General features: G+C 73.4%; 28 protein-coding genes and 1 riboswitch. Of the genes, 16 read left to right on the top strand and 12 right to left on the bottom strand.

All coding sequences use genetic code 11. The annotated features are described in order from the left end of the window. Positions 1-8 precede the first annotated feature (8 nt). From ACFVYR_RS31585 to ACFVYR_RS31570, 4 genes are all read right to left on the bottom strand, one after another. A complete protein-coding gene (locus ACFVYR_RS31585; RefSeq protein ID WP_384257620.1) occupies positions 9-1,517 on the bottom strand; it encodes a cobyric acid synthase in 1,509 nt (502 codons plus the stop codon). Continuing rightward, positions 1,514-2,467, bottom strand: coding sequence for a cobalamin biosynthesis protein (locus ACFVYR_RS31580; protein WP_384257623.1), 954 nt, complete (start codon positions 2,465-2,467; stop codon positions 1,514-1,516). Before ACFVYR_RS31580 ends, ACFVYR_RS31585 begins: the two co-directional genes overlap by 4 nt. 129 nt (positions 2,468-2,596) lie before the next feature. Further along, positions 2,597-2,671: riboswitch (cobalamin riboswitch) on the bottom strand. A gap of 203 nt (positions 2,672-2,874) precedes the next feature. Further along, positions 2,875-3,099: a hypothetical protein gene (locus ACFVYR_RS31575; RefSeq protein WP_384257625.1), complete on the bottom strand. Its 225-nt coding sequence runs from the start codon at positions 3,097-3,099 to the stop codon at positions 2,875-2,877. A 12-nt stretch (positions 3,100-3,111) separates the two neighbouring features. Then, on the bottom strand, positions 3,112-4,407 hold the full coding sequence (locus ACFVYR_RS31570; protein ID WP_384257627.1) for an anion permease: 1,296 nt from the start codon (positions 4,405-4,407) through the stop codon (positions 3,112-3,114). 398 nt (positions 4,408-4,805) lie between these two features. Between ACFVYR_RS31570 and ACFVYR_RS31565 the strand changes: the two genes are divergently transcribed. From ACFVYR_RS31565 to ACFVYR_RS31555, 3 genes are all read left to right on the top strand, one after another. After that, complete coding sequence (locus tag ACFVYR_RS31565; RefSeq protein ID WP_384257629.1) at positions 4,806-5,528, top strand: class II aldolase/adducin family protein; 723 nt, start codon at positions 4,806-4,808, stop codon at positions 5,526-5,528. Between the two features lie 82 nt (positions 5,529-5,610). Beyond that, on the top strand, positions 5,611-6,750 hold the full coding sequence (locus tag ACFVYR_RS31560) for an alpha/beta hydrolase family protein (RefSeq protein ID WP_384257631.1): 1,140 nt from the start codon (positions 5,611-5,613) through the stop codon (positions 6,748-6,750). A gap of 121 nt (positions 6,751-6,871) precedes the next feature. Beyond that, positions 6,872-8,344, top strand: a complete 1,473-nt coding sequence (locus tag ACFVYR_RS31555; protein WP_384257634.1) for a hypothetical protein — start codon at positions 6,872-6,874, stop codon at positions 8,342-8,344. 19 nt (positions 8,345-8,363) lie between these two features. Here the strand turns inward: ACFVYR_RS31555 and ACFVYR_RS31550 are convergent, their stop codons facing one another. Further along, the gene (locus tag ACFVYR_RS31550; RefSeq protein ID WP_384257637.1) at positions 8,364-9,254 is read right to left on the bottom strand and encodes a neutral zinc metallopeptidase; all 891 of its coding nucleotides are present in this window, start codon (positions 9,252-9,254) and stop codon (positions 8,364-8,366) included. A gap of 233 nt (positions 9,255-9,487) precedes the next feature. Between ACFVYR_RS31550 and ACFVYR_RS31545 the strand changes: the two genes are divergently transcribed. The 4 genes from ACFVYR_RS31545 (at position 9,488) to ACFVYR_RS31530 (ending at position 13,509) form a co-directional block, all read left to right on the top strand. Further along, a complete protein-coding gene (locus tag ACFVYR_RS31545; RefSeq protein WP_384257640.1) occupies positions 9,488-10,240 on the top strand; it encodes a hypothetical protein in 753 nt (250 codons plus the stop codon). Positions 10,241-10,361: 121 nt separating this feature from the next. Then, the gene (locus ACFVYR_RS31540; RefSeq protein WP_384257642.1) at positions 10,362-11,960 is read left to right on the top strand and encodes an ABC-F family ATP-binding cassette domain-containing protein; all 1,599 of its coding nucleotides are present in this window, start codon (positions 10,362-10,364) and stop codon (positions 11,958-11,960) included. A 389-nt stretch (positions 11,961-12,349) separates the two neighbouring features. Continuing rightward, on the top strand, positions 12,350-12,571 hold the full coding sequence (locus tag ACFVYR_RS31535) for a helix-turn-helix domain-containing protein (RefSeq protein ID WP_055550175.1): 222 nt from the start codon (positions 12,350-12,352) through the stop codon (positions 12,569-12,571). A 134-nt stretch (positions 12,572-12,705) separates the two neighbouring features. After that, on the top strand, positions 12,706-13,509 hold the full coding sequence (locus ACFVYR_RS31530; protein WP_384257644.1) for an enoyl-CoA hydratase/isomerase family protein: 804 nt from the start codon (positions 12,706-12,708) through the stop codon (positions 13,507-13,509). Positions 13,510-13,697: 188 nt separating this feature from the next. Here ACFVYR_RS31530 and ACFVYR_RS31525 read toward each other — a convergent pair whose 3' ends face one another. Then, positions 13,698-14,447 carry a nucleopolyhedrovirus P10 family protein gene (locus ACFVYR_RS31525; protein WP_384257647.1) on the bottom strand — a complete coding sequence of 250 codons (750 nt, stop codon included), beginning with the start codon at positions 14,445-14,447 and terminating at the stop codon, positions 13,698-13,700. A 113-nt stretch (positions 14,448-14,560) separates the two neighbouring features. Between ACFVYR_RS31525 and ACFVYR_RS31520 the strand changes: the two genes are divergently transcribed. The 5 genes from ACFVYR_RS31520 to amaP are packed head-to-tail and all read left to right on the top strand — an operon-like array spanning position 14,561 to position 16,879. After that, positions 14,561-15,049, top strand: a complete 489-nt coding sequence (locus ACFVYR_RS31520) for an Asp23/Gls24 family envelope stress response protein (RefSeq protein ID WP_384257649.1) — start codon at positions 14,561-14,563, stop codon at positions 15,047-15,049. A gap of 23 nt (positions 15,050-15,072) precedes the next feature. Next, positions 15,073-15,258, top strand: coding sequence for a hypothetical protein (locus ACFVYR_RS31515; RefSeq protein WP_384257650.1), 186 nt, complete (start codon positions 15,073-15,075; stop codon positions 15,256-15,258). 3 nt (positions 15,259-15,261) lie between these two features. Further along, the gene (locus ACFVYR_RS31510) at positions 15,262-15,606 is read left to right on the top strand and encodes a hypothetical protein (protein ID WP_384257653.1); all 345 of its coding nucleotides are present in this window, start codon (positions 15,262-15,264) and stop codon (positions 15,604-15,606) included. After that, positions 15,603-16,295, top strand: a complete 693-nt coding sequence (locus tag ACFVYR_RS31505; protein ID WP_384257655.1) for a DUF6286 domain-containing protein — start codon at positions 15,603-15,605, stop codon at positions 16,293-16,295. Before ACFVYR_RS31510 ends, ACFVYR_RS31505 begins: the two co-directional genes overlap by 4 nt. Before the next feature lie 5 nt (positions 16,296-16,300). Then, complete coding sequence (gene amaP / locus ACFVYR_RS31500) at positions 16,301-16,879, top strand: alkaline shock response membrane anchor protein AmaP (protein ID WP_384257657.1); 579 nt, start codon at positions 16,301-16,303, stop codon at positions 16,877-16,879. Positions 16,880-16,905: 26 nt separating this feature from the next. On the opposite strand, the gene ACFVYR_RS31495 is transcribed toward amaP, so the two are convergent. The 6 genes from ACFVYR_RS31495 to ACFVYR_RS31470 form a co-directional block, all read right to left on the bottom strand. Continuing rightward, complete coding sequence (locus ACFVYR_RS31495) at positions 16,906-17,661, bottom strand: SDR family oxidoreductase (RefSeq protein WP_384257660.1); 756 nt, start codon at positions 17,659-17,661, stop codon at positions 16,906-16,908. 4 nt (positions 17,662-17,665) lie between these two features. After that, entirely contained in the window at positions 17,666-19,450 is a 1,785-nt protein-coding gene (locus tag ACFVYR_RS31490; protein ID WP_384257662.1) for a glycoside hydrolase family 15 protein, read from the bottom strand. Between the two features lie 56 nt (positions 19,451-19,506). Continuing rightward, the gene (locus ACFVYR_RS31485; protein ID WP_384257663.1) at positions 19,507-20,295 is read right to left on the bottom strand and encodes an SURF1 family protein; all 789 of its coding nucleotides are present in this window, start codon (positions 20,293-20,295) and stop codon (positions 19,507-19,509) included. A 49-nt stretch (positions 20,296-20,344) separates the two neighbouring features. Next, complete coding sequence (locus ACFVYR_RS31480; RefSeq protein WP_384257666.1) at positions 20,345-20,578, bottom strand: hypothetical protein; 234 nt, start codon at positions 20,576-20,578, stop codon at positions 20,345-20,347. Between the two features lie 103 nt (positions 20,579-20,681). After that, positions 20,682-21,677, bottom strand: a complete 996-nt coding sequence (locus tag ACFVYR_RS31475; RefSeq protein WP_384257668.1) for a DEDDh family exonuclease — start codon at positions 21,675-21,677, stop codon at positions 20,682-20,684. Between the two features lie 31 nt (positions 21,678-21,708). After that, a complete protein-coding gene (locus ACFVYR_RS31470; RefSeq protein WP_384257670.1) occupies positions 21,709-22,359 on the bottom strand; it encodes a TetR/AcrR family transcriptional regulator in 651 nt (216 codons plus the stop codon). 82 nt (positions 22,360-22,441) lie between these two features. Here ACFVYR_RS31470 and ACFVYR_RS31465 point away from each other — a divergent pair, with 82 nt between their 5' ends. From ACFVYR_RS31465 to ACFVYR_RS31450, 4 genes are read left to right on the top strand one after another with little or no spacing between them, the layout of a single operon-like run. Next, positions 22,442-23,239 carry an acetoacetate decarboxylase family protein gene (locus ACFVYR_RS31465; protein WP_384257673.1) on the top strand — a complete coding sequence of 266 codons (798 nt, stop codon included), beginning with the start codon at positions 22,442-22,444 and terminating at the stop codon, positions 23,237-23,239. Between the two features lies 1 nt (position 23,240). Further along, a complete protein-coding gene (locus ACFVYR_RS31460; protein ID WP_384257675.1) occupies positions 23,241-24,125 on the top strand; it encodes an SDR family NAD(P)-dependent oxidoreductase in 885 nt (294 codons plus the stop codon). A 33-nt stretch (positions 24,126-24,158) separates the two neighbouring features. Beyond that, positions 24,159-25,448, top strand: coding sequence for an amidohydrolase family protein (locus ACFVYR_RS31455; protein WP_384257678.1), 1,290 nt, complete (start codon positions 24,159-24,161; stop codon positions 25,446-25,448). Beyond that, positions 25,445-26,698, top strand: a complete 1,254-nt coding sequence (locus ACFVYR_RS31450; protein WP_384257680.1) for an amidohydrolase family protein — start codon at positions 25,445-25,447, stop codon at positions 26,696-26,698. Before ACFVYR_RS31455 ends, ACFVYR_RS31450 begins: the two co-directional genes overlap by 4 nt. The last annotated feature ends 168 nt before the right edge of the window (positions 26,699-26,866 follow it).

Raw genomic sequence — 26,866 nt, 5'->3', positions numbered from 1 at the left:
GGTGGTGCTCACGAGGGCGCGCCGGGCGCGATGAACGGCAGCCCGGCCGGCGCGCCGTTCTCGATCAGGCCCAGCAGGCCGTCCGTGTCCGCGTGTTCTTCGATCAGGTCGCCGAGCAGGTCGAGCTGTTCCTCGCGCAGCGCCGCGAAGCTGGTGTCGGGCGCGGGCACGAAGCGGCGTCCGGCCGCGCGGGCGACCTCGGTGAGGAATCGGCGCCGGAACGCGTCGCTCTCCAGCGATCCGTGCCAGTGCGTGCCCCAGACCTCGCCGACCCGGCAGCCGTCCAGGAAGGGCTCGCCGCCCAGGACGTCGGCGACGCCGTGGTGGATCTCGTACCCCTCGACGTACTCGCCGAGGGCCTCGCCGACCGGTCGCGCCAGGGTCTTCTCGCGGGCGAACCGCACCCGCACCGGCAGCAGCCCGAGCCCGTCGACGGCCCCGGCCCGCGACTCGACCTCGTCCTCGATGTGCTCGCCGAGGACCTGGAAGCCGCCGCAGATCCCGAGCACCGGGCGACCCTCGGCGGCGCGCCGTGCCAGGGCGTCGGCGAGGCCGCGCTCGCGCAGCCACTCAAGGGCGCGTACGGTCCCGCGCGTGCCCGGCACGACCACGAGGTCGGCGTCGACGAGTTCCTCGGCGCGGTCCACGAACCGCACGACGACGCCCGGCTCGGCGGCCAGCGCGTCCACGTCGGTGAAGTTGGACATCAGCGGCACCGCGCACACGGCGACCCGCAGCACGTCGTCGCCGACCGGCGGGGCCACCACCGACTCCCGGACGGCGCCCCGCAGGGACACCCGCAGGCCGTCCTCCTCGTCGATGCCGAGCCCGTGCTGGAACGGCAGCACACCGTACGTGCGCCGCCCGGTGAGACCGAGCAGCATGTCGAGCCCGGGTTCCAGGAGGGAGACGTCCCCCCGGAACTTGTTCACCAGGTAGCCCGCGACGAGCTCCTGGTCGGCCGCGCTCAGCAGCGCCGTCGTCCCGAAGAACGACGCGAACACCCCGCCCCTGTCGATGTCCCCGACCACCAGGACGGGGAAGCGGGCGGCGCGCGCGATGCCCATGTTGACGATGTCGGTGCGCCGCAGATTGATCTCGGCGGGACTGCCCGCGCCCTCACAGATCACGGCGTCATACGTGCCCCGCAGCTCCTCCAGGCATCCCACGACGGTGTCGAGCAACTGCGCCTGCCGCCCTCCGTGGTAGCCACGCGCGCTCATCTCGCCCACCGGCTTGCCCATCAGCACGACCTGGCTGGAGCGGTCGCCACCGGGCTTGAGCAGGACGGGGTTCATCAGCGCGCTCGGCTCGACGCGGGCGGCCTGCGCCTGCATGGCCTGGGCCCGCCCGATCTCCGCCCCCTCGCGGGTGACGAAGGAGTTGAGGGACATGTTCTGCGCCTTGAACGGCGCGACGGACACGCCCTTGCGGGTCAGCCACCGGCAGATGCCGGCGGTGACGACGCTCTTGCCCGCGTCCGAGGTGGTCCCTGCGACGAGCAGTCCACCGCTCATGACGTTCTCCCTGACGTTGCCGACCGAAGTGCCCAGCGGGCGGTGACCACGGCGCCGAGGGCGAGCAGGCCGACGCGGCGGGACAGCTGCGCCGCCCGTTCGATGTCCCCCGCGCGCACGTCGCGCCCCTCCGCGTTCAGAACGGGCCGGTGCTCGACCCGTCCCCCGTACGACAGCGTCCCCCCGAGCCGTACGCCAAGCGCGCCGGCGAAGGCCGCCTCGACGGGTCCTGCGTTCGGGCTCGGATGCTTCGCCGCGTCCGCGCGCCAGGCCCGTACCGCTCCGGCGGGCGATCCCCCGGCCAGCGCCGCGAGGCCCGCGGTGAGCCGCGCCCCCGGCCATCCGACGACGTCGTCGAGGCGGGCGGAGGCCCAGCCGTACCGGCGGTAGCGGGCCGACTTGTGGCCCACCATCGCGTCCAGTGTGTTGACGGCCCGGAAGCCGACGAGTCCGGGCACCCCGCCCAGCGCGCCCCACACGAGCGCCCCGACCACCGCGTCGGAGGTGTTCTCGGCGACGGACTCCACGACGGCCCGCGCGATGCCGTCGGCGTCCAGCGCCTGCGGATCACGCCCGCACAGATGCGGCAGCCGCTCCCGCGCGACCCCGATGTCCCCGGCCTCCAGCGCGCCGCCGATGGCCCGCGCCTCCCGGCCGAGCGAGGTGCCGCCGACGACGGCCCAGGTCGCGGCGGCGGTCAGCGCGACGGTTCCGGCCCGGGAGCGGCGTACGAGGGTGGTGGCGAGGGCGGCGGCGCCCGCCGCGCCTCCCGCGCAGACCACGGTGTGCAGGGCGCCCCAGCCGCGGTGGTCGCGCCAGAGCAGCCGCTCGACGGCGCCCGCGGCACGGCCGAACGCGGCGACCGGATGGCCCCGGCGGGGATCGCCGAGCAGCAGGTCACCGAGGAGGCCGGCGGCGGCGCCGTACGCGAAGTCGCGATCGGCACTCATGCGCTCAGCCCGTCGCCGTGCTGCGGAGAGGCTTCGACGTGCGGAGGAGGGGCGGCACCGGGCGGCCGGGCATGGCGATATGTCCTCACTCAGGGTGTCCGCGCCCTGGTTCGACGTGATCGGCGGCGAGAGTTCCTGGCTCGCGGGGAGTGGCTCCCCGGTGACAGTGGCGGGACCGCGCCGGATTCGCACCGGCTTCCTCTTCTGCCGCCGTAGTTGGCCCGGGCAGTCCACCACGGTCCGCGAAGGCCCGTCAACTCGCCGTTGACCTGCGGCGGGAGAGTGTGTTGGGGCCCACATGCGGGGTTGCGCGCACGCCCGGCGCGCGGGATCCGGATATGCGGGTGGGGCGCGGAGCTCCGTACGCTCCGCGCCCCACCCGGGAAAACCGGCCGACGGCCCTGCCGTCAGGCGACGATCAGGAAGATGCCGTACGCCACCGCCGCCGCGCACAGGGCGAAGCAGGCGTACGCGCCGGTGCGCGCCAGGGCCGCGGTGCCGCCCGTGGCGGCGGCCGCCGTCTCCTGCCGGGAGAGGCCGACGACGCCGAGGGTGAACAGGCCCACCAGGGCCACCGTCACCGCGAGACTGACTCCGAAGACGGAGCCGAGAGCTGCCCAGTCGATGCTCATGCTGGTCTGTCCTTACACGGTCGCGGGCCGGGCGGGGTCCGCCATGGCGCCGGTCGTGGTGGTGGTCGGGGCCGAGACCGTGACCCTGACGGGCTGGTCCACGGGGACGGCGGCGGCAGGCACGCTCGCCGGGGGAGGGGAGACGGCGGCGATCGCGGTGGTGACCACGCCCGCGGGCTCGGCGACCGCGGTGTCGTCGTGGCCGATCTCGTCGTCCGTGACGTTGGTGTGGTCGACGGCGTTGCGCCGCGAGAGCACCCAGATCACGCCCGAGCCCGCGATCAGGAGCGTCGCGGTGGCCGCGATGCCCCAGGGGCCCTGCTTGGTGAGGAACTCGGCGCCCGCGCCGACCAGGCCCGCCGCCGGCAGGGTCAGGCCCCACGCGACGAACATCCGGGTCGCGGTCGACCAGCGGACCACGCCGCCCTTGCGGCCGAGGCCCGCGCCCATCACGGCGCCCGAGCAGACCTGGGTGGTGGAGAGGGAGAAGCCGATGTGCGAGGAGGCGAGGATCGCCGTCGCGGCGCTGGTCTGGGCGGCGAAGCCCTGCTGCGGCGCGAGGTCGGTCAGGCCCTTGCCCATGGTGCGGATGATGCGCCAGCCGCCGAGGTAGGTGCCGAGCGCGATGGCCATGCCGGCCGAGACGATGACCCACATCGGGGGGTTGGCGCCGGGGTTCAGGACGCCGCCGGTGATCAGGGCGAGCGTGATGATGCCCATGGTCTTCTGCGCGTCGTTCGTGCCGTGGGCCAGCGAGACGAGGCCGGCGGAGGCGATCTGGCCCGCGCGGTACCCCTTGGCGGTGGCCTTCTGGTCGGTGCCGCGGCCGATCCGGTACGTCAGGCGGGTGGCCAGCGTCGCGGCGATGCCCGCCACGAGCGGGGCCGCGACGGCCGGGATCAGGATCTTGGTGACGACGGTGCCGCCGTTGATCGACGACCAGCCCATCGACATGACGGCGGCGCCGATGAGGCCGCCGAAGAGTGCGTGGGAGGAGCTGGAGGGCAGGCCCACCAGCCAGGTGACGAGGTTCCAGAGAATCGCGCCGACGAGCGCGGCGAAGATGACCTCTGTCTTCAGTCCGTCCTCGTTGACGATGCCGCCGGAGATCGTCTTGGCGACTTCGATGGAGAGGAAGGCTCCGACGAGGTTGAGCACGGCGGACATGGCCACCGCCGTCTTGGGCTTGAGAGCGCCGGTCGAGATGGTCGTCGCCATCGCGTTGGCAGTGTCGTGGAAACCGTTCGTGAAATCGAACACGAGAGCGGTGACGATCACGATCCCGAGGAGAAGCGTGATGTGTTCCATTTACCCAGGCTTCTGTTGGACGTCAGTGGCATGTGGAACGTAGGCAATCCGGGTGAACGGAAAGTGAACTGGGCCGGGCGGTGCGGTGACCCGAAGCGGAGTGCCCCTGCTCCGTATTCAGCAGGTGTCTGAAGATGATCGTAAGGAGCGGCCACGGGAGGCCCGCAAACGGGGCGGAGTGTCGGGTTCCGCCATCCGGCGGCCGTCTCCGGCGCACACCGCTTCGCCCGGCCCCCCCGAACCGGCCAGGAGACGCGGATCACCCCCACCGGCTGCCGCGTCCGCCGCGCCCGCCGACGCCGGGGGGCCGTAAGCGGAATCCCGCCAGGGCCGGTTCCGCACCGCCCCTTCCGCGCTCCGCTCCGCGGCGCCCGGGGGCGGGCTGGCAGGATCGCCGCATGACTGAGCAGGGACAGGCGCAGGAGCGGCGGCAGGAACAGGTGACGCGGCGGCAGGCGGACCCGGGCGCGGCGCGCGACGCGATCGGGCGGGCCTGGGACGAGCTGGTCGAAACGGCCCGCAGGACCGTGGCGGACGGCCTGGTCGTCGGCACCTCGGGCAACGTCTCGGTCCGGGTCGGCGACACCGTCCTCGTCACCCCGAGCGGCGTCCCCTACGACCGGCTGCGGCCCGCGGACGCGGTCGGCGTCGACCTCGAAGGACGGCAGGTGATCGGCGACCTCACGCCCACCAGCGAACTCCCGATGCACCTCGCGGTCTACCGGACCACCGACGCCAAAGCGGTGGTCCACACCCACGCCGTGCACGCCACGGCCGTCTCGATGCTGGTCACCGAGCTCCCCGCGGTCCACTACATGACCGGCGCCCTCGGCGGCCCGGTCCGCGTCGCGCCGTACGCGCTGTACGGCACCGAGGAGCTGGCCCAGCACATGCTCCACGCCCTGCGCGCCCGCACCGGCTGCCTCCTCCAGAACCACGGAACGGTCACCTACGGGGACACCCTCGCCCAGGCCTACGACCGCACGGCCCAACTGGAGTGGATGTCCCGCCTCTGGCTGACGGCCGCCGCGGTCCCCGGCCACGCCCCGACCCTGCTGTCCCTCGCGCAGCTGCGCGAGGCGCAGGACAAACTAGGGGGGTACGGCCAGCCGTCCCGCTGAGCGGCGCACTTCCGTCCGTTTCCGCTCACTCCGCGGGCATCGCCCACTGGCCTCGGGCGCCTCGCCCCCGGACACTGGGACGGTGCGCCCAGCCAAAGCGACGGCAGCGGCCGTCACCGCAGTCACAGCAGCCGCCCTAGGGACCGCCGCTGCCACCATCGCGGCGGGCCGGTTCGCCAGCGACGCCGCCCTCAAGGCACCGGTGGGCCGTCCGCTGCCGACCGAGCCACGCCTGACCGTGCACGCCACGGCCGCGGGCCGGATCAGCCTGACCCGCGCCCTCGCGAGCCGCCGCCCCGGCACGTACGGCCTGAGCGGCAACGGCAGCCACGCGATCGTCGGCCCCGTCCTGGAGTCCGCCCCGCACGAGGCCGACACGGTCGTACGCCGCCTCGAAGCCGTCACCCACGGCTCCCTGGACCCCGGCGCCCGCGTCTGGCTCACCCCGCAGGTCCACATCGGCGACCCGCTGACCGCACTCGGCATCGAGTACGCGGACGTCGACATCCCCGGCGAGCTCGGCTCCCTGCCCGCCTGGTCCGTGCCCGGCGCCCGCGACACGCACGTCATCACCGTGCACGGCCTGGGCACGACCCGCGAGCACCCCATGGTGGTCATGGACTTCCTGCACCGCCTGCGGGTCCCCGTCCTCGACATCGCCTACCGCGGCGACCCCGGCGCCCCCCGCTCCCCGGACGGCCTCGGCCACCTCGGCGAGACGGAGTGGCGCGACCTGGACGCCGCCATGCGGTACGCCGTACGCCACGGCGCCGAGCGCATCGTCCTGTACGGCTGGTCCACCGGCGCCGCCATGTGTCTGCACGCCGCCGCGCACTCGGCCCTGCGCGACCGCGTCAGCGGCCTCGTCCTCGACTCGCCGGTACTCAACTGGGAAACCACCCTGCGCGCCCTCGCCGGCGCCCGGCGCACCCCCGGACCGCTCCTTCCGCTTGCGGTCCGTGCGGCACAGGGGCGCACGGGGCTGCGCGGCGACCGGATCCTGGCGGCGGGCGGCCCCGGCACACTGCGGGTCCCGACCCTGCTCGTGCACGGCCCCGACGACGCCGTCGCGCCCTGGCTCCTCTCCCGTCAACTGGCCGCCCGACGCCCGGACCTGGTCACGCTCCACCCCGTCCCCGACGCACCGCACGGCGCCATGTGGAACGCCGACCCGAAGGGGTACGAAGAGGTGCTGCGCCGCTTCCTCACCCCCTTGCTGTGACCGTCCGCACCCCTGCCGCACCCCTCCCGTACGCCTTCCACCACCCCGGCCCGCGGCGGACGAACGGCCCCCGTCCGCATTCCGTTTGGGTTTTCGGACCGTCAACAGGAAGACTGCTCCCGTGACGTCCCGTACCCCGCGCGACTCCAGGCTCCGACTTGTCCGCGCGCCCTACCCGAGGGCCGAAGAGCGAAAAGAGGCCCGGCGCGACGCGACACGACCCCTCTCGGCCGCCCCCGGCGCGATGAGCAACCGCCGCACGCGCCGTCCCGCGCCCCGGCCGCCCGAGGGCACCCCCGCCCCCGCCGAACTGGCCCGGGCGGCCCGCGCCTGTCTCGCCGACGCCGTACGGGTCGCCCGCTGGGCCGACGCCGCCCTGCGCCCGGGCCCCGGCGGCACCGGCGGAACGCCCGACGGCAAGGGCACGCTCTCCGACGCCACCGCCGAACGCGCCGCCGGCGAGCTGGGGCTGACCCCCGCTCAGGTCCGCGCGGACTGGGACACCGCACGCCTCGCGGGCCTCATCGAGGTGCACGGCGACAGCGCGCGGCCCGGCTGGCGGCTGCGCGCCTGGAACCGCGACGACACCGCCGTGCTGCGCGGCTGGGTCGCCCTCTTCGACGCCTGGTCGCTGGCGCACCCGGCGCCCGACGAGCTCGCCCCCGCGGCCGTCGCCGAGGTCGTCGAGGCCATGCCGCAGGTCCTCTCGTTCCTGCAGTTGTCGGCGGGCCCCGTCCCCGTGCCGCAACTGCTCGACCTCCTCGACCAGCGCGTCACCGAACTGCGCACCGAACGCTGCGAGATCCCCTACGGCCCGCAGCCGGAGCCGCCCCAGCCGGAGGGCCCCGCCCCGGCCGACGGCCCGCAGGACGCCCCGCTCCCCGCCCTCCTCGACTGGGCCCTGCACGGCCTCGCCGCCGTCTCCGCGCTGACCTGCGCCGACGGGCAGGCCACGCTCACCCCGCTCGGCAGCTGGGCGGTCTGGGTCAAGCTGGAGCAGATCTGCGTCGCCGCGCAGAGCCCCGCCGGGCACATCGAGCAGTCCGCCGAGGACATGCTGCGCGGCTGCGCCCGCCTGCGCCCCAACGCGGCCCGCGCCGAGTACCGCGCCTGGCTCGCCGCCCGCACCGTCTCCAGCGCCGTCACCGAACTCCTCACCGCCGCCCGCGGCGAGGACGCCCTCCTGCGCGGCCTGGCCTTCGAGGCCCTGCGCGTGGTCGGCGCCCCGGCCGAGGCGGACGTCAGGGCCGTCGTCGACGAGCCCTCGCTGCGCCCCTACGCCCTGCTGTGGCTCGCCGAGCAGGAGGGCGCCGACCCCGAGGACGTCCACCTCGTGCTGACCCGCGAGGAGACCACCTGGCTGTGGATCGACACCGCGGCGGCCGTCGCGGACCACGGCGAGACCCAACTCCTCGTCCGGCACCTGGAATCCGCGGTCCAGCCCACCGTGCCCGCCCTCCTCGACGAGGTGCGCCGCGCCGGGCACCCCCGCACCGTCCAGGTCCTCGTCGCCCTCGCCGCGGCCCACCCGGACCCGGCGCTCGCCAAGGCCGTGCGCCGCGCCGCCTTCCAGGTGCACACCGGCGGCGAGTGAGCCCCGTACTCGGGGACCGCTAGCGGAACGTGTCGCACTGACCCATGTCGCCGGTCCGGTAGCCCTGGTAGAACCACTGCTGGCGCTGCCGGGCCGAGCCGTGCGTCCAGGTCTCGGGGGTGACCCGGCCCTGGAACCTCTCCTGGATCCGGTCGTCGCCCACCGCGGCCGCCGCGTCGAGGCCGTCGCGGATGTCGTTGTCGTCCAGGCTGCTGATCAGCGGCTTGCCGGTGCGTTCGGCCGGGCTGCGGGTGGCGTGCCGGGCCCAGACCCCGGCGTAGCAGTCGGCCTGCAGCTCCACCTTCACCGCGTTGCTGTCCCGGCCGGTGCGCCCGTCCTGGGAGCGCCCCAGGGTGCCCACCAGGTCCTGCACGTGGTGGCCGTACTCGTGGGCCACGACGTACGCCTGCGCGAAGGGGCCGCCCGTGGAGCCGAACTTGGTCCGCAGTTCGTCGAAGAAGTCCAGGTCCAGGTAGACCTTCTTGTCGCCCGGGCAGTAGAACGGGCCGACCGCCGATGTGGCGGTGCCGCAGGCGGTGCCCACCCGGCCGGTGAACAGCACGGTCGGCGCGGGGGAGTACGTTCCGCGCCTGCGCCGGAACTCCGGGCGCCAGTAGTCCTGGACGCTGTTGACCACCGCCACGATGCGGCAGTCCTCCTTGCTGTTCGCGTCCTTCCCCGTACGGCAGCCCTGCTGCACCCGCGCGAGGGACGAGGAGGTGGCCTCGGGCTCGTCGTTGCCGGAGGAGAGCCCCAGCTGGTCGGGGCCCACTCCGAAGAACAGCCCGAGGAGCAGCGCGATCAGACCGGCGACGCCGCCCCCCACGGTCGCCCGGCCGCCGGGGATCCGGCTGCCGCGCACATCCTGCACCTCAGAGGTGTCCAGGCCCGCGTCGTCGTCGAACTGCATGGCGCACCCCTCTGCCGCACGACCGGGACGGCACGCGCCGTCCCGCACCGGACTACCGGACTACCCGACACCTCATCCTCATATGCCCTACGCCACCGGGCGCCGGACGGAGGTCCGAACGGGGGACGCGGACCCCGCCCGCGCCGTGTCGCCCCGCCGCGGACCGGACCTGCCGTGCCCCCGCCGCTACGCTCGCGCCTGATCCGTGGGCAGTGGGTACCGAAGGGGGCGTCGTGTCCGCATCGCCGCTCGACCCGGCAGGACCGCCGCGCGAGGCGCCCGCCCCGGCCCGCCGCGGCGCCCGCATCGCCCTGCCCGTGGCGCTCGCCCTGCTGGCCCTGCCACTCATCACCGCGGCCCACCACTCGCGGCCCGCCCCTTACGGAGACCGCCTCACCGTCCACGCGCGCGTGGCCGCTCCCGTCGCCGACCCGGGGCTGCGTACCCGGGGCCGCGCCGTGGAGGCGTACGACATCGGGAGCGGCAGCCGCCGCTGGACCTACACGCGCGAGGACCGCCACCCCGTCACGCTCCTGCCCGCACCGGGGCACGCCCTCACGCTCTGGAACGACGGCCTGGTCACCGACGTCGCGCGCGCCGACGGCGGCGCCGTGCGCTGGCACCGCGCCATCCCCGAGAGCGCCGCCTGGCTGCGCTCCCCGGCCGCGCGCGGCGGCGCCGGGGTCCTTCAGCCGCTCACCCCGGACGCCCGCATGCTGGCCGTCGTCACCCCGCACCGCATCGCCGCCTACCGCACCGCGGACGGGGACCTGCGCTGGGTGCTGCCCGCCCGCCCCGGCTGCGCCTTCGATCCGGCACGTTCCGTGCGGCGCGGCGGGGCCCTGCTGCTCGCCCAGCCCTGCACGGGCGCCACCGCGTCGTGGACCGCGCAGGTCATCGCGGTGGACGACTACGGGAGGATCGTCCCGGGGCGCACCCCGCTGGGCAACGGGGACACCGGCGGCGGCAGCGGCCCGGAAAAGTAGTTGCGACGGCCCGTTAGACTGGCTGTCATGGCAGCACCTCTCCTCAGTTGGACGGCATAGACACCGGTCCTGAGCACCTCAGTCGTCCCTCCCGCCGTCCACTCTGTTTCAGGAGAACCCCGTGATCACCGCTTCCGGCATCGAGCTGCGCGCCGGCGCCCGCATCCTCATCGAGAACGCCACCTTCCGCATCGCGAAGGGCGACCGCATCGGCCTCGTCGGTCGCAACGGGGCGGGCAAGACCACCCTCACCAAGTGCCTGGCCGGTGAGGGCATCCCCGCCGGCGGCACGATCTCCCGCTCCGGAGAGGTCGGGTACCTCCCGCAGGACCCCCGCACCGGCGACCTCGACGTCCTCGCGCGCGACCGCATCCTCTCCGCCCGCGGCCTGGACACCCTGATCCGCAAGATGCGCGAGAACGAACAGCGCATCGCGAGCGGCTCGGGCGCCACCCGCGAGAAGGCCCTCAAGCAGTACGAGCGCCAGGAGACGGAGTTCCTCACCAAGGGCGGGTACGCCGCCGAGGCCGAGGCCGCCACCATCGCCGCCGCGCTCAACCTCCCCGACCGGGTGCTCGGCCAGCCCCTGCACACGCTCTCCGGTGGTCAGCGCCGCCGTATCGAGCTGGCCCGCATCCTCTTCTCGGACGCCGACACGCTCCTCCTGGACGAGCCGACCAACCACCTCGACGCCGACTCCATCGTCTGGCTGCGCGACTACCTGAAGACGTACCGCGGCGGCTTCATCGTGATCTCCCACGACGTCGACCTGGTCGAGACGGTCGTCAACAAGGTCTTCTACCTGGACGCCAACCGCGCCCAGATCGACGTCTACAACATGGGCTGGAAGCTCTACCAGCAGCAGCGCGAGTCCGACGAGAAGCGCCGCAAGCGCGAGCGCCAGAACGCCGAGAAGAAGGCCGCGACGCTCCATTCGCAGGCCGACAAGATGCGCGCCAAGGCCACCAAGACGGTCGCCGCGCAGAACATGGCCAAGCGCGCCGACAAGCTCCTCGCGGGCCTTGAGGAGGTGCGCCAGAACGACAAGGTCGCCAAGCTGCGCTTCCCCGAGCCCTCGCCCTGCGGCAAGACGCCGCTGATGGCCGAGGGGCTCTCGAAGTCGTACGGCTCGCTGGAGATCTTCACCGACGTCGACCTCGCCATCGACAAGGGCTCGCGCGTCGTCATCCTCGGCCTCAACGGCGCGGGCAAGACCACCCTGCTCCGCCTCCTCGGAGGCGCCGAGAAGCCCGACACCGGGCAGGTCATCGAGGGCCACGGCCTCAAGCTCGGCTACTACGCGCAGGAGCACGAGACCCTGGACCCCGAGCGCACGGTCCTGGAGAACATGCGCTCGGCCGCCCCCGACCTCGACCTGGTGGCGGTCCGCAAGACGCTCGGCTCGTTCCTCTTCTCCGGGGACGACGTCGACAAGCCGGCGGGCGTGCTCTCCGGCGGCGAGAAGACCCGGCTCGCCCTCGCGACCCTGGTCGTCTCCTCCGCCAACGTCCTCCTCCTCGACGAGCCCACCAACAACCTCGACCCGGCCAGCCGCGAGGAGATCCTCGGCGCGCTGCGCACCTACAAGGGCGCGGTCGTCCTCGTCACGCACGACGAGGGCGCCGTGGAGGCCCTCCAGCCGGAGCGGATCATCCTGCTGCCGGACGGCGTCGAGGACCTGTGGGGCCAGGACTACGCGGATCTGGTCGCCCTCGCCTGAGGCCGGTGGCCCCACAGGCCCGTGCCGGGGCGGCGGTGCGTCCACCGTGCTTGATCGAATGACTGATCCACTGGGTATGGATCATTCGGCCGATCCGTGATCCCTCATCTGTGTGAGCTGTCCTCGTACCGACGTGTGTCATACACGGATTTCGGCGCCGACCTGCGAGGAGTCGCGCTCCCTCCCCTCGCACCGCCCTGACCTGCCCCTTCGTCGCGGTCTCCGTTCGGCTGAGTGAAATTCAGCGCGCGGAATGGTGAACTCCGCTCGTGTCCGGGGCGCCTCGGACGGCCAACCTCGTCGCATGGACCTTGTCGAATGGGTGGCCAGGAACGCCGAGAGGGGTGATCATGAGAAGTCCAGAGCGCACTTCCCATGAGGAGGCACGGGTGGCCGAGACTCTGAAGAAGGGCAGCCGGGTAACCGGCGCCGCGCGCGACAAGCTCGCGGCAGACCTGAAGAAGAAGTACGACGGCGGTGCGAGCATCCGGGCGTTGGCCGAGGAGACCGGCCGGAGCTACGGTTTTGTGCACCGCATGCTCAGCGAGTCCGGCGTCACGCTGCGGGGACGCGGCGGGGCGACGCGAGGCAAGAAGGCCGCCGCCGGCTGACGGCAGGAGGCAGGCTGTCCCATGCTCCGATGGTGACCACCCGGTCGGCCGACAGACCGGCCGGGTGGTTACTGTGCAGTCACTTGCGGGCGCATCCGTGCGTCCGGCCCGACCGCACCCCATCGGAGGCACCCATGGCTTCGTCCGACAGCGAGCTCGCACCGGTTCTCGACAAGGACGGCGTACGCCTCACCATCGACGAGGCCGTCGCCACGGTGACGCTGACCAATCCGGCCAAGCGCAACGCCCAATCTCCCGCGCTGTGGAGGGCGTTGACGGAGGCAGGTCAGCGGCTGCCCGGCAGCGTCCGCGTCGTGGTGCTGCGCGGTGAGGGCAAGTCCTTCTCCGCGGGCCTCGACCGGCAGGCGTTCACGCCCGAGGGCTTCGACGGCGAGCCGTCCTTCATCGATCTGGCACGCGGTGAGGACTGCGTACTCGACGCCACGATCGCCGAGTACCAAGAGGCGTTCACCTGGTGGCGGCGGAGCGACATCGTGTCCATCGCCGCCGTCCAGGGCCACGCCATCGGCGCGGGCTTCCAGCTCGCGCTCGCCTGCGATCTGCGCATCGCGGCCGACGACGTGCAGTTCGCCATGCGCGAGACCAGCCTGGGCCTGGTCCCCGACCTCACCGGCACGCATCCGCTGGTGGGCCTCGTCGGCTACGCCCGCGCACTGGAGATCTGCGCCACCGGACGCTTCGTCCACGCGGACGAGGCCGAGCGCACCGGCCTGGCCAACCTCGTCGTCCCCGTGGACCAACTCGACGCGACCGCCAAGGACCTGGCCGCCGCGCTCGTCGCCGCGCCCCGCGACGCCGTCATCGAGACCAAGGCGCTGCTGCAGGGCGCCGCGGGCCGCTCCTACGAGGAGCAGCGCGTCGCCGAGCGCGCCGCACAGGGACGCAGGCTCCGGGACCTCGCGGGCCTCGGCGACTGACCCGGCACCGTCGCCGCGGGCTCTCAGAGCCTGTGTCATATCCCCGGCCGGGTGGTCGCCGCCTGGCACGCACGCTCGCCGCGTTGCCGAAAAGCCCTAGTAGCTCTGCTACGAGGACTTTCCGGCGCCTTGCGATCGCACGCACCAGACGACGCCCACTGATCCGACCGGGGATATGACACAGGCTCTCAGCCCACCTCGGTGACCAGCACGGCCACCGACGGATGGTCGGGCAGGGCGGCGCCGACCGCCGCGCGGACCGCGAGCGCCACGTCCAGAGCGCGGTGCCCGCCGTCCGTAGCGAGCTCCACGCGCGCGTGGCGGCGCGGCAGCGCTGCCGCCTCCGGGCGCTCCTCGATGTGCACGGCCCGGCCGAGCACCCCGGTGAGCCCGGCCACCCCGGGCACCGAGAGGACGGCCTGCTCGACGCGTGCGGCGTCACCGTCGCGCGGCTCGCCCCCGCTCTCCCCGCCGTCCCCCTCCTCGTCACCGGAGTGCCCCGCGGGCGCGGGGTCACCCTGTGGGCGTACGCCGGCGTCCGCGCCCTCGTCGAGCAGAGCCGTCACCTCCAGATCCACCGCGTCGGCCCGCAGGCCGACCCGGTGCGCCGCGGTGGTCAGCGCGGCGCGCAGCCGGTCCGCCGCCGCGGGCAGCGGCTCGCCGGTCACGGCCGCGAAGTCCGCGGTGATCCGCAGCGGCCCCGGCGGCAGCGCGCTCGGCGGCGGCGGCACCGCAGGCTCCTGCGCGTGCTCCGGATCGGCGGGCGCGACGCGGAGCGTGCCGAGGCGCACACCGGTGACGTTGTCAGCCATCCGGCGCAACGCTGCGTCCACCGCCGATTCCGTCACCCACGCGCCGTCACCCGCGCCGCCCAGCGGCAGCACCCGCCCGAGCCCCAGCTGCCGGCGTACCGCCTGGGTCCAACCCTCTCCCGTCATGGCTCCAGCCTGCCCCATCCCGAGCGCGCGGGCGCGGGGCCGCGCTTACTGTGGGCGCAGAAGCAGCCTCATTCGACGGAGCAGTTCCCCCTGTCGAAAGGAACGGGACGGCGATGACCGAGAGCGGACAGCGCAAGGCGTCTCAGACGCTGGAGAAGAATTCCCTGGACGAGAGCGCGGCGAAGTCCGCGCCGGGCCGGAGCGGCGGCGGTGACCCCGCGAGCCGGGGCCGCACCACCATCGCGGACGGCGTCGTCGAGAAGATCGCGGGGCTCGCCGCACGCGATGTCGAGGGCGTGCACGCCATGGGCGGCGGCCTCGCACGGACCTTCGGGGCCGTGCGCGACCGGGTCCCCGGCGGCTCCAAGTCCGTGTCGCGCGGCGTGAAGGCCGAGGTCGGCGAGGTGCAGACCGCGCTCGACCTCGAGATCGTCGTCGAGTACGGCGTACCGATCGCGGACGTCGCACAGGACGTACGCGAGAACGTGATCGCGGCCGTCGAGCGCATGACCGGGCTCGAGGTCGTCGAGGTCAACATCGCGGTGAGCGATGTGAAACTGCCCGACGAGGACGACGACGAGTCCCAGGGACGCCTCCAGTAGGACGTCTCGCGAAGGAGCGCACGATGAGCATGGCCGTGATCGGCATGGTGGCCGGAATGGCTCTCGGATTCGCCGGATACTTCGGCGGATTCGGGGCGTTCCTGCTGGTGGCCGCCTTGGGCGCCATCGGCTTCGTGGCCGGCAAGTTCCTCGACGGGGACCTGGAGCCCGGCGACTTCTTCCGCAGCCGCGGCGACCGGCGGCGGTGAGCGGTGGCGGCACAGGTCGCGCCCGAGGAGCGCGGCGCGACCCGGATCGCCGACCGGGTCGTCGCGAAGATCGCCGCGCAGGCGGCCCGTGAGGCGGTGGACGCGGTTCCGCCGGACGGTACGCCGCCGCGCGCCACCGTCTCCGTCCGCCATGACGCGGCCCGCATCCGGGTCAGCCTCGAACTGGACTACCCCTGCGACATCGGCGGCCAGTGCGGCGCGGTGCGTCGCCATGTCGCCCAGCGGGTAAAGGCGTTGGCGGGGATGGACGTGCCCGAGGTGGCCGTCCAGGTGGAGCGGCTGCACTCGGCGCGGGTCCGCGCCGGGGCACAGGGGAGGACACGATGAGCGAACCCCAGGGGGGCGGCGCCACCCAGCCGCTGCCGGTCGTCGAACAGTCCGGGAGCGAGCCCGAGCAGTTCGGGAGCGAGCTCGACCAGTCGGCCTCCGCGTCCGCCTACCAGCCGCCGCCCACGCTCTCCGGCGACGAAGGCAGGGCCCGCCGCTTCTGGTCGGCCCGCCGGGTGCCCGCGGCCCTGCTCGCCCTGCTGGTCCTCGCGGGTTCCGGGCTGCTCCTGTACGACATCGTCGCCGTCAGGGCCGACCACCCGGCGATGCGGTGGCGGCGCGAACTGGCCCACCAGCTCGGGCACCGCCCCCTCGACGACACGGCCGTACTGGCCGGCGCCGCCGTGGCCGCCCTCATCGGGCTCTGGCTCCTCCTGCTGGCGGTGACGCCCGGTCAGCGCGCGGTCCTTCCGATGCGGCGTACGCACTCCGACGTGCGCGCGGGCCTGTACCGCGGCGCGGCAGCGACGGTGCTGCGCGACCGGGCGATGGACGTGCCGGGAGTGCAGTCCGTGCGGGTCCGCATGACGCGTTCCAAGGTGGATGTGCGCGCCGTCTCGCACTTCCGTGAACTCGACGACGTACGCGGCGACCTGGACACCACGCTGGCCGACGGCATCCACGAACTGGGCCTCGCGCGGGCCCCCGGGCTCTCGGTCCACGTGGCCCGGCCCGGCAGGAAGGGGTGAGCGCGATGCTGCGCACCGTCAACCGCGTCGTCCTCGCACTCGCCGGACTCGTGCTGCTCGTCCTCGGCGGCTCCGTGCTCGCCGTCGGCCTCGGCGCGCCCCCGCCCTCGTGGTGGATCCACGACGGCCGCCACGACGTGCTGCTGAGCACCGCCGACCGCACGCGCTGGCGGGACGAGGGCTGGTTCTGGCCCACCGTCATCGCCGTCCTCGCGGTCATCGTGCTGCTCGCCCTGTGGTGGCTCTCCGCACAGCTGCGCAGGCACCGCCTCGCCGAGGTCCTGGTGGAGACCGGGGACGGCGAGGGCGCGCTGCTGCGCGGGCGCGCCATGGAGAACGTGCTGGCCGGTGAGGCCGAGGCACTGGACGGCGTCCGGCGCGCGCAGGTCGCCCTGACCGGGCGGCGCGGCACGCCGAGGGCGCGCGCGGAGCTCGTGCTCGAACCCCACGCCACGCCGTCCGACGCGCTGCACCGGTTCTCCGCCGAGACCCTCGCGCACGCCCGCGACTCGGCGGGCCTCGCGAGCCTGCCGGCGACGGTGCGGCTGCGCGGCCTCAAGCACGGCGCCGAACGCGTGAGCTGACCGGCCCGCGCGAGACGGGGGCGGCCTCAGAAGCCGCTGCGCGACCCGCCGTCCACCGGCACCATGATGCCCGTCAGGTACGACGCCGCGGGCGAGAGCAGGAACGCCGCCGTGCGGCCGAACTCCTCCGGCATGCCATAGCGGCGCAGCGGGATGCCCGCCTCGTTGGCGGCGCGGGTGGCCTCCGGGTCGGGGGAGAGGCCGTCCAGCTGGCGCATGCGGTCGGTGGCGATGCGGCCGGGGAGTACGCCGATGACGCGGATGCCGCGCGGGCCGAGCTCGTCGGCGAGCGACTTGGCGAACCCGGCGAGTCCCGGCCGCAGTCCGTTCGAGATCGTCAGGCCCGCGATCGGCTCGTACACCGAACCGGAGAGGACGAAGCCGATGACGCCGCCCTCGCCGAGCTCGGCGGCGGCGGCGCGGGCGAGCCGCACGGCGCCGAGGAAGACCGAATCGAACGCCGCCTGCCACTGCTCGTCGGTGTTGTCCGCGACGAAGCCGGGGGCGGGGCCGCCGACGCTGATCAGCACGCCGTCGAAGCCGCCGAAGTGCTCGCGCGCCGTGGCGATCAGCGCGTCCGCGGCGCCCGGGTCCGCGTTGTCGGCGGCGACGCCCGCGGCGCGCGGGCCGAGCTCGGCGGCCGCCTCGGTGACGGTCTTCTCGTCGCGGCCCGTCACCACGACCTTCGCGCCGTCGGCGACCAGCGCGCGGGCGGTGGCGTTGCCGAGGCCCCGGGTGGCGCCGGTGACTACGTACACACGGTCCTTCAGTCCCAAATCCATGGCCCTATCCTCCCGCGCCCTCCCCGAACAGCGCGAGGGCGGTGTTCACGAGGCCGATGTGGCTGAACGCCTGCGGGAAGTTGCCCAGCTGCCGGCCGGCCGCGGGGTCGTACTCCTCCGCGAGCAGCCCCACGTCGTTGCGGAGGAGCAGGAGCTTCTCGAACAGCTCGCGCGCCTCCTTCGTGCGGCCCGTCATGTGCAGGGCGTCCGCCAGCCAGAACGAGCAGACGAGGAAGACGCCCTCCTCGCCCGGCAGCCCGTCGATGACCGTCTGGTCCGCGGTGTAGCGGCGCAGGAATCCGTTGTGGCCGAGCTCGGCGCGGACCGCGTCGATGGTGCCGATGACGCGCGGGTCGTCGGGCGGCAGGAAGCCCACGCGCGGGATGAGGAGAGTCGAGGCGTCCAGCTCCGCGGAGCCGTAGAACTGCGTGAAGGTGTTGCGGGCCGCGTCGTAGCCGCGCTCGCAGACCTCGCGGTGCACCTCGTCCCGCAGCTCGCGCCAGCGCTCGACGTCACCGCGCAGCTTCGGGTTCTCCTCCAGGGCGCGCACCGTGCGGTCGGCGGCGACCCACACCATGACCTTGGAGTACACGAAGTGGCGGCGCGGCCCGCGCACCTCCCACAGGCCCTGGTCCGGCTCCCGCCACTTCTCGTACAGGAATTCGAGCAGGGCGAGCTGGAGGTTCCAGGCGTGCGGGGGTGTGGGCAGGCCCGAACGGTCGGCGAGGGCGAGGGAGTCGACCACCTCGCCGTACACGTCGAGCTGCAGCTGTTTGACGGCCTCGTTGCCGATGCGCACCGGGGCCGATTCCGCGTAGCCGGGCAGCCAGGGGATCTCGTACTCGGGCAGGCGCTGCTCACCCGCGAGGCCGTAGACGATCTGCAGGGCGGCCGGGTCGCCCGCGACGGCGCGCAGCAGCCAGTTGCGCCAGGCCTCGGCCTCCTCGGAGTAGCCGGCCGCGAGCAGCGCGCCCAGGGTGAGGGTGGAGTCGCGCAGCCAGCAGAAGCGGTAGTCCCAGTTGCGGACGCCGCCGGGCTCCTCGGGGAGCGAGGTGGTGGGGGCGGCCACGATGCCGCCGGTGGGGGCGTAGGTGAGGGCCTTGAGGGTGATGAGGGAGCGGACGACGGCGTCGCGGTGCGGTCCTTCGTAGTGGCAGCGGTCCGCCCAGGCCCGCCAGTCCGCCAGGCTGTCGCGGAGCGCGCCGTACGGGTCGACGAGCGGCGGGCGCGGCTCGTGCGAGGGGTGCCAGGTGAGGACGAACGCGACCTGCTCGCCCTCCTCGACGGTGAACTCCGAGTGGGTGCCGAACTGATGCCCCCAGGTGTGCACCGCGGGCTCGCTGCGCAGCCACACCGAGTCGGGGCCCGCCACGGCGATGCGGTGGCCGTCCCTTTTGCGCATCCACGGCACGACCGAGCCGTAGTCGAAGCGCAGGCGCAGGGTGCTGCGTACGGTGACGGTGCCCTTGAGGCCCTCGACGATGCGTACGACATCGGGGGCGCGGTCGCGCTGCGGCATGAAGTCGGTGACCCGGACGGATCCGTCCGCCGTCTCCCACTCCGAGTCGAGGACGAGGGAGTCGGGCCGGTAGGCGCGGCGGGTGCAGGGGCCCGCGCCCTTCGGGGCGATGCGCCAGTGGCCGTTCTCCTCGTCGCCGAGCAGCGCGGCGAAGCAGGCGGCCGAGTCGAATCGGGGCAGGCAGAGCCAGTCCAGGGAGCCGTCCCTGCCGATCAGGGCGGCGGTCTGGTGGTCGCCGATGAGCGCGTAGTCCTCGATGGGGTGATGCACGGGGAACGGCTTCCCGCGAAGGGGCCCGGCCAATCCGGAGCCCCGGAGCCGTGTGATCAGGCGGTGGCGGGGACGGTCTCCTCGGCGGGCGACTCGGCGGCGGCCGCGCGGTCGCGCCGCTCCCTGCGGACCAGGACGACCCAGCCGACCGGGACGCCCGCGGCGAAGAGCCACCACTGGACCGCGTACGCCATGTGCGGGCCGATGCCGCTGTGGTCGGGTTCGCCGATCAGTTCGGGGGAGCCGCCGGGCGACTCGGGCGAGGTCTGCTCGACGTAGCCGCCGAGGACCTGCTTGCCGAGGCTGGCGGCCTGCTGCCCGCTGCTGATCAGCATGATCTGACGGTCCGGCAGGCCGCGGACGTTCTTGATGCCGCTGGCCGCGGAGGTCTCGTCGGCCTTCAGGCGGCCGGTGATGGTGACCTCGCCCCTGGGGGCGGCGGGGATCTTCGGGAAGGCGGTCTGCGGGCCGTCGGCGGGGATCCAGCCGCGGTTGACGAGCAGGACCTTGCCGTCGTCCAGGACGAAGGGGGTCAGGACGTGGAAGCCGACCTCGTCGTCGGAGTTGGTGCGACGGCGCACGACGACCTCGTGCTTCGTGTCGTACGTCCCCTTGGCGCTCACCCGGCGGTACAGGTCCGCCTTGGGCACCTCGTGGCCGGGCGATGTGATCCTCTCGGCGGGGACCGGGTCGGCGGCCAGTGCCTCGGTGACCCGCTGGTTCTGCGCGACACGGTGCTCATGGCGGTGCAGCTGCCAGAAACCCAGCTCGACCATCACGGGGATGAGAACGAGGGCGATGAGGGTGAGGATCACCCACTGCCGGGACAACAGGAAGCGGTACACCCCACGAAGGTACCTCTCGGGTCGTGGGGTGCCGGGCGGCGGGGTCCGGTCAGACGCTGTCGACGATGCCCACCCGCCCCTCCGCGCGCGAGCAGTGGGCGCCGCAGTACCAGTGGCCCTCCACCTCGACGCCCTGACCGATGATGCGGCACCGGCAGTGCTCGCAGATGGGCGCCATGCGGTGGATGGCGCAGGAGAAGCAGTCGAAGACGTGCACCGCACCCTGCGCGTGCACTTCAAAGGACATCCCGTAGTCGTTTCCGCAGACCTCGCAACGTGCCATGCGCCACAGGGTGGGACGCCGAGGCGGTGCGGGGCGAGCGGTCGGCGGGCGAGTCGTGCGGCAATCACCCGTCTGACGCCCGCGGGGGTGCAAAGACAGGCGCTTACGGCTCCGTGGCGGACGTCACGTCCTGGAGGAGCTGCCCGAAGGCCGCCTCGTCGATCACCGGCGTGCCGAACGAGCGCGCCTTGACGGTCTTGGACGTACCGGACTCCGGGTCATTGGTGACGAGCAGGCTCGTGAGGCGGGACACACTCGTCGCGATGTGCAGCCCGGCCTCCACCGCCCGGTCCTCCAGGAGTTCGCGCTCGACGGAGGTGTCCCCGGAGAACGCGACCCGCATGCCCTGCTTGAGCGGTTTGCCCGGTTCGTAACGCCCCGGGTTCGGGTACGGGCACGGCGGCCGCTTGCGCGAGGGGCGCCAACTCCCGGGGCGGTACGAGGAGACGGGCGCAGGACCCGTCGACTGGCGCACGATCCGGGGCGCGCCGTCGGACCACTCGGTGAGCGGCCTGCACTCCAGGAGCGGCAGGCGGACATTGCCGCCGGCCGCCGCATGGAGGCTCGGCCGGAACGCCTCGGCGAGCACGCGCGCGTCGTCCAGGGCGTTGTGCGCGTGCCGCTGTTCGACGCCGAAGTGCGCGGCCAGGGACTCCAGCTTGTGGTTGGGCAGCGGGAGGGCCAGCTCCTTGGAGAGCGCGATGGTGCACAGCCGCTGGCGCACGGGGGCGGTGCGCTCCGCGCGCGCGTACTCCCTGGCGATCATCGACCAGTCGAAGACGGCGTTGTGCGCGACGAGAACCCGGCCGTCGAGGCGTCCCGCGAACTCCTCGGCGATGTCCCCGAAGAGGGGCGCGTCCGCGAGCATGGCAGTCGTGAGGCCGTGGATCCAGACGGGCCCCGGATCGCGCTGGGGGTTGACCAGCGTGTACCAGTGGTCCTCGATCTCGCCCCTGGCGTCCACGCGGTAGACGGCGGCCGACACTATGCGGTCGTCGCGGGCCAGGCCGGTGGTCTCCACGTCGACGACCGCGTACCCCGTTGGGTACGCGGCCGGCCAGGGGGCTGCGGACGCTGCGGTCGTGCGGTCTTCGAGCATGGTCCATGAGGATACGGGCCGCGACTGACAGTCAGGTCCCCGGTCCGAGCAGTCCGGCCACCAGAGCCCTGACGGAGACGCGGAACACCGCCTCCGGATCGAGGGGTGCGGCCAGCGCGCGGGCGAGCGCGCCGTCGTCCTCCGCGGTCCGTGCCGTCCACAGCTCCTCCTCGCCGGGGTGCTGCTCAGGGGCGCGTTCGCGGTTGCGCTCGACCAGGACGTGGCCGACGACGTGGAACTGGACGGCGCGCACGGCCTCGGCCGCGCGGACGCCGCGCAGCCCCGCCCCGTGCACCTCGTGCACGAGGGTCCGCTGGGCGGGCAGGAACATCCGTTCCGTCAGGCCCCGTTCGTGGACCATCGCCACGAGGTGCGGGTGGTCGAGGAGCCGGCGGCGCAGGGCGCGGGCCACGGAGGCGACGCGCTGCGCGGGGGTGCGGCCGGTGGCGCGGATCTCGCCGAGGTCGGCGAGGGTGCGCTCGACAAGGGCGTCCAGGAGCGACTCACGGTTGCCGACGTGCCAGTAGATCGAGGTGACGGCGGTGCCGAGCTCGGCGGCGAGCGCCCGCATCGTCAGGGCCCGCGGGCCGTGCCGCTTGACGAGACGCGCGGCGGTGTCCAGGACCTGCTCCCGGTCCAGCGGCGCGCGGGGATCGTCGCGCTGTGTCTCTTTACCCTTCACGACGACTGTTGTAACTGTGTTACAGAACCGCCGCAAGTCCCGGCCGCGGAGCCGATTCCGCGCTGACGAAGGGTGGTACGACATGACACGTGTGCGCTACGGAGCGCGCGACGAGGCGGAGATCGCCGCCGCGCGCACCGCGAGTTCCAGGCTCCCCGACATCTGGTCGACGGGGGTGGTGGCCGTCTGGGAGAGCGACCCGGACGCGGTCGCGGCCGTCCTGCCGCCGCCGCTGAAACCCACCGGGCGCCCCCTGGTGCGGGCCAACATCAGCAAGGTCGACCTGCCCGGCTACCCGCTGGGCGCGGGCTCGGTCGCCGTCGCCGCCGCGCACGGGGACGTGGAGGGCTGGTATCCGCTGGTGATGCCGATGACCCACGAGCGGGCCCTGATCGGCGGGCGCGAGGTCTTCGGGGAGCCGAAGAAGCTCGGCGAGGTGGAGGTCGAGCGCGACGGCCTCGTGGTGCGGGCGAGCCTCGCCCGGCACGGCATCGCGTTCGTGGAGGTGCGCGGCGCGGTCAGCGGCGCCCTGCCACTGCCGGAGCCGGTCCGGAAGACCGACTTCTACTTCAAGTTCCTGCCCGCGGTGGACGGTTCGGGCTTCGACGCGGACCCGGTGCTCGTGCACTGCGTACGCAACGAGAAGGTCCGCAAACTGGAGGCCGTCACCGGCGACGTCGTGCTGCGCGAGTCGATGTACGACCCGGTGGCCGACCTCCCGGTGCGCTCGGTCGTCGAGATCACCATCGGCGAGAAGACCACCGACCAGCAGGGCAGGGTCGTCGAGCGGGTCAGCGCGGAGGCCCTGCTGCCCTACATCCACCAGCGTTACGACGACCCCGCACAGATCTTCGACGGACCGCCCGAGGGGAGCGCCTGAGATGGAGCTGCGGGAAGGGCAGGTCGCCGTCGTCACCGGGGCGGCGAGCGGCATCGGCCTCGCCATGGCCCGGAGGTTCGCGGCGGACGGCCTGAAGGTGGTGCTCGCCGACGTCGAGGAGGGCGCCCTGGAGAAGGCCGCCGCGTCCCTGCGGGAGGACGGCGCGACGGTGCACGCGCGCGTGGTCGACGTCGGGGTGCGCGAACAGGTGCTCGCCCTCGCCGACGAGGCGTACGACAAGTTCGGCGCCGTCCACGTGCTGTGCAACAACGCGGGCGTCGGCTCGGGCGCCGAGGGCCGCATGTGGGAGCACGAGCCGAACGACTGGAAGTGGGCCTTCGAGGTCAACGTCTGGGGCGTCTTCCACGGCATCCAGGCCTTCGTGCCCCGGATGATCGCGGGCGGCGAGCCGGGCCACGTCGTCAACACCTCGTCCGGCGACGGCGGCATCGCACCGCTGCCCACCGCCTCCGTGTACGCGGTCACCAAGGCCGCCGTGGTGACGATGACCGAGTCGCTCTACGCCCATCTGAAGGCGGAGCACGCGCGCGTGGGCGCCTCCGTGCTCTTCCCCGGACCCCACATGCTCCGCACCGGCCTGTGGGAGTCGCACCGCAACCGGCCGGGACGCTACGCCAAGTCGCGCCCCCGCAAGGCCCCTTACCGCAGCCTCGGCCAGTGGGAGGCCGCGATGAGGGAGGCGGGTCAGGAGGTGGAGTTCACGCCCGTCGAGCAGGTCGCGGACTTCGTGGCCGAGGGCATCGCGGCCGGCCGCTTCTGGCTGCTGCCGGCCGGCGAGCACAGCGACCGGCAGATCAGGGCGAGGGCGCAGTCGATGCTCGACCGGTCCGACCCGGCGTACCTGGAAAGCTTCATCCTGGACTGAGGGATTCGTCCGGGACCGACTGAGGGACGTGTGATGACGGCTCAGCAGAACGACCCGTACCTGATCATCTCCTCCGACTGCCACGCCGGACTCCCCACCGAGGAGTACCGGCCCTACCTGGAGCGCCGGTTCCACCGCGACTTCGACGCCTTCCTCGGCGAGCGCGACGCCCGCCGCGATGAGGCGACCCGGCTCGGCATCCGCAACGACGCCTTCGCCGCCAAGTGGTTCCAGGACAACGAAGAGGGCCTGCGCGGCGGCTGGGACACCGCGCAGCGCCTCAAGGAGCTGGACGGCGACGGCGTGGCCGCCGAGGTCGTCTTCCCCGACGCGGACGCCGTCGACAGCCGGACGGCCGCCCCCTTCGGAGTGGGCCTCGGCCTCTCCGGCGACCAGGACCCCGAGCTCGGCATGGCGGGCGCGCAGGCGCACAACCGCTGGCTGGCCGACTTCGTCTCCGAGCACCCCGAACGGCACTGCGGCGTCGCCCTGCTGCCCATCACCGGTGAGACCGACCGCGTCGTCGCCGAGGTGCGCCGCGCCAAGGAGTCGGGGCTCGGCGCACTGATGATCCCCTCCATGTGGGTCGACAAGGCGCCCTACCACGACCGGCGTTACGACCCCGTGTGGGCCGCCGCGGCCGAGTGCGCGATGCCCGTGGTCACCCACTCCGGTGCGGCGCCCCGCCAGGAGTACGGCGACCACCTCGGGATCTACGTCAGCGAAGTGACGTGGTGGCCCGCGCGGCCGCTGTGGTTCATGCTCTGGTCCGGCGTCTTCGAGCGCCATCCGGGGCTCAGGTTCGGTGTCGCGGAGTCCGGTTGCTGGTGGCTGCCGAACCTCCTGTGGTTCATGGACCGCCTCTACCTGGGCGCGCACGGCGGCAAGAAGCTCTCCCCGTTCGCGGAGCTGAAGCGCCCGCCGCACGAGTACCTGGACCGGCAGCTCTTCGTCTGTGCCACCAACACCAAGCGCCGCGAGCTCGCCCAGCGCTACGAGATCGGCGTCGACAACGTCCTCTGGGGCAGCGACTTCCCGCACCCCGAGGGCACCTGGCCCGACACGCGCGCGTGGCTGCGGAAGACCTTCCACGACATCCCCGTCGCGGAGAGCCGCCGCATGCTCGGCCTCGCCGCCGCCGAGGTCTTCGGCTTCGACACGGAGAAGCTCGCACCGCTGGCCCGCCGCATCGGCCCGACCCCGGCCGAGCTGGGCCAGGACGTCGACCAGCGGGCCGTGGAGGCCTCCTGGGCGCGCTCGCGCGAGGTGGGCCGCCACTGGCTGACCGACCACGACTTCCCGGTACTGGGGGCGGACGCATGAACGCACCACGTACGACCGAGGACCGCTACACCGTCATCTCCGCCGACTGCCACGCGGGCGCCGACCTCCTCGACTACCGGCCGTACCTGGAATCGCGCCACCACGACGCGTTCGACGCGTGGGCGGCCACCTACGTCAACCCGTACGAGGACCTGCTCGCCGACACCGCCGACCGCAACTGGAACTCGGACCGCCGCGTCGCCGAACTCGAGGCGGACGGCATCGTCGCCGAGGTCGTCTTCCCCAACACCATCCCGCCGTTCTTCCCCTCGGCGTCCCTGATGGCCCCGGCGCCGACCCGCGAGGAGTTCGAGCAGCGCTGGGCGGGCCTGCGCGCCCACAACCGCTGGCTCGCGGAGTTCTGCGCCGCCGCCCCTGGCCGCAGGGCGGGCGTCTTCCAGATCCTCCTGAACGACGTCGACCGGGCCGTCGAGGAGATCCACCGGTCGGTGGAGGCGGGCCTGACGGGCGGCCTCATGCTGCCCGGCACCCCGCCGGGCTCCGGCCTGCCCGAGCTGTACTCCGCCGCGTACGACCCGATCTGGGCGGCCTGCGCCGAGCTGGGCGTGCCGGTCAACCACCACGCGGGCTCCGCCTCACCGCCGCTCGGCGAGGAGCCGGCCGCGCGCGCGGTGTTCATGGTCGAGACGACGTGGTTCTCGCACCGGGCCCTGTGGCACCTGGTCTTCGGCGGGGCCTTCCGCCGCCACCCGCGGCTCAGGCTCGTCCTCACCGAACAGGGCTCGGGGTGGATCCCCGGCGTGCTCGACATGCTGGACTACTACCACGGACGGCTCGTCGCGGCGGCGCGCAGGACCGGCACCCCGGACACGGCCGAGGCCAAGTTCGGCACGGGCCTAGCCGACGCGATGGGCAAGGGCCCCTCCGAGGTGTGGCGCGAGAACTGCTTCGTCGGCGCCAGCTTCATGCGTCCCCACGAAGCGGCCCTGCGCGAGCGGATCGGCCTCGACAAGATCATGTGGGGCAGCGACTACCCGCACGACGAGGGCACGTACCCCTACTCGCGCGAAGGCCTGCGCATCTCCTACGCCGGCCTCCCCAGGGAGGAGATCGCGGCCATGGTCGGCGGCAACGCGGCCCGCGTCTACGGCTTCGACCTGGAGCGGCTCGACCGTATCGCCGCGCGCGTGGGACCCACGGTCCGGGAACTCGACGAGCCCCTCAAGGAACCACCCGCCGACGCGACGAGCCCGGTGTTCGCGCCGGGGGCGTCGGTACGGGTCTGGTGAGGGCGTAGCGGCTCGGGGCGGCACCGCGGAGACGGGGTGCCGCCCCGGCCCCGAATTCCCGGGCCCGGCCCGCGGTTTGAAGCCGGGCCTTTGGTGAGGATCACCAACAACCGCTCCCGTACCGCCGGTAATACTTGTCGGTAACAACCTCTAGTCGTGGACGAATAG

Source organism: Streptomyces sp. NPDC058284 (assembly GCF_042881135.1).
In the GTDB taxonomy this organism is placed as follows: Bacteria; Actinomycetota; Actinomycetes; order Streptomycetales; family Streptomycetaceae; genus Streptomyces.
This window is presented reverse-complemented; position numbering and strand designations above follow the sequence as displayed.

Excerpts from the sequence above, each read along its gene's own strand:
- ACFVYR_RS31585 (WP_384257620.1), bottom strand. The coding sequence starts at position 1,517 with ATGAGCGGTGGACTGCTCGTCGCAGGGACCACCTCGGACGCGGGCAAG.
- ACFVYR_RS31580 (WP_384257623.1), bottom strand. The coding sequence starts at position 2,467 with ATGAGTGCCGATCGCGACTTCGCGTACGGCGCCGCCGCCGGCCTCCTC.
- ACFVYR_RS31575 (WP_384257625.1), bottom strand. The coding sequence starts at position 3,099 with ATGAGCATCGACTGGGCAGCTCTCGGCTCCGTCTTCGGAGTCAGTCTC.
- ACFVYR_RS31570 (WP_384257627.1), bottom strand. The coding sequence starts at position 4,407 with ATGGAACACATCACGCTTCTCCTCGGGATCGTGATCGTCACCGCTCTC.
- ACFVYR_RS31565 (WP_384257629.1), top strand. The coding sequence starts at position 4,806 with ATGACTGAGCAGGGACAGGCGCAGGAGCGGCGGCAGGAACAGGTGACG.
- ACFVYR_RS31550 (WP_384257637.1), bottom strand. The coding sequence starts at position 9,254 with ATGCAGTTCGACGACGACGCGGGCCTGGACACCTCTGAGGTGCAGGAT.
- ACFVYR_RS31530 (WP_384257644.1), top strand. The coding sequence starts at position 12,706 with ATGGCTTCGTCCGACAGCGAGCTCGCACCGGTTCTCGACAAGGACGGC.
- ACFVYR_RS31525 (WP_384257647.1), bottom strand. The coding sequence starts at position 14,447 with ATGACGGGAGAGGGTTGGACCCAGGCGGTACGCCGGCAGCTGGGGCTC.
- ACFVYR_RS31520 (WP_384257649.1), top strand. The coding sequence starts at position 14,561 with ATGACCGAGAGCGGACAGCGCAAGGCGTCTCAGACGCTGGAGAAGAAT.
- ACFVYR_RS31515 (WP_384257650.1), top strand. The coding sequence starts at position 15,073 with ATGAGCATGGCCGTGATCGGCATGGTGGCCGGAATGGCTCTCGGATTC.
- ACFVYR_RS31505 (WP_384257655.1), top strand. The coding sequence starts at position 15,603 with ATGAGCGAACCCCAGGGGGGCGGCGCCACCCAGCCGCTGCCGGTCGTC.
- amaP (WP_384257657.1), top strand. The coding sequence starts at position 16,301 with ATGCTGCGCACCGTCAACCGCGTCGTCCTCGCACTCGCCGGACTCGTG.
- ACFVYR_RS31495 (WP_384257660.1), bottom strand. The coding sequence starts at position 17,661 with ATGGATTTGGGACTGAAGGACCGTGTGTACGTAGTCACCGGCGCCACC.
- ACFVYR_RS31480 (WP_384257666.1), bottom strand. The coding sequence starts at position 20,578 with ATGGCACGTTGCGAGGTCTGCGGAAACGACTACGGGATGTCCTTTGAA.
- ACFVYR_RS31475 (WP_384257668.1), bottom strand. The coding sequence starts at position 21,677 with ATGCTCGAAGACCGCACGACCGCAGCGTCCGCAGCCCCCTGGCCGGCC.
- ACFVYR_RS31465 (WP_384257673.1), top strand. The coding sequence starts at position 22,442 with ATGACACGTGTGCGCTACGGAGCGCGCGACGAGGCGGAGATCGCCGCC.
- ACFVYR_RS31460 (WP_384257675.1), top strand. The coding sequence starts at position 23,241 with ATGGAGCTGCGGGAAGGGCAGGTCGCCGTCGTCACCGGGGCGGCGAGC.
- ACFVYR_RS31455 (WP_384257678.1), top strand. The coding sequence starts at position 24,159 with ATGACGGCTCAGCAGAACGACCCGTACCTGATCATCTCCTCCGACTGC.
- ACFVYR_RS31450 (WP_384257680.1), top strand. The coding sequence starts at position 25,445 with ATGAACGCACCACGTACGACCGAGGACCGCTACACCGTCATCTCCGCC.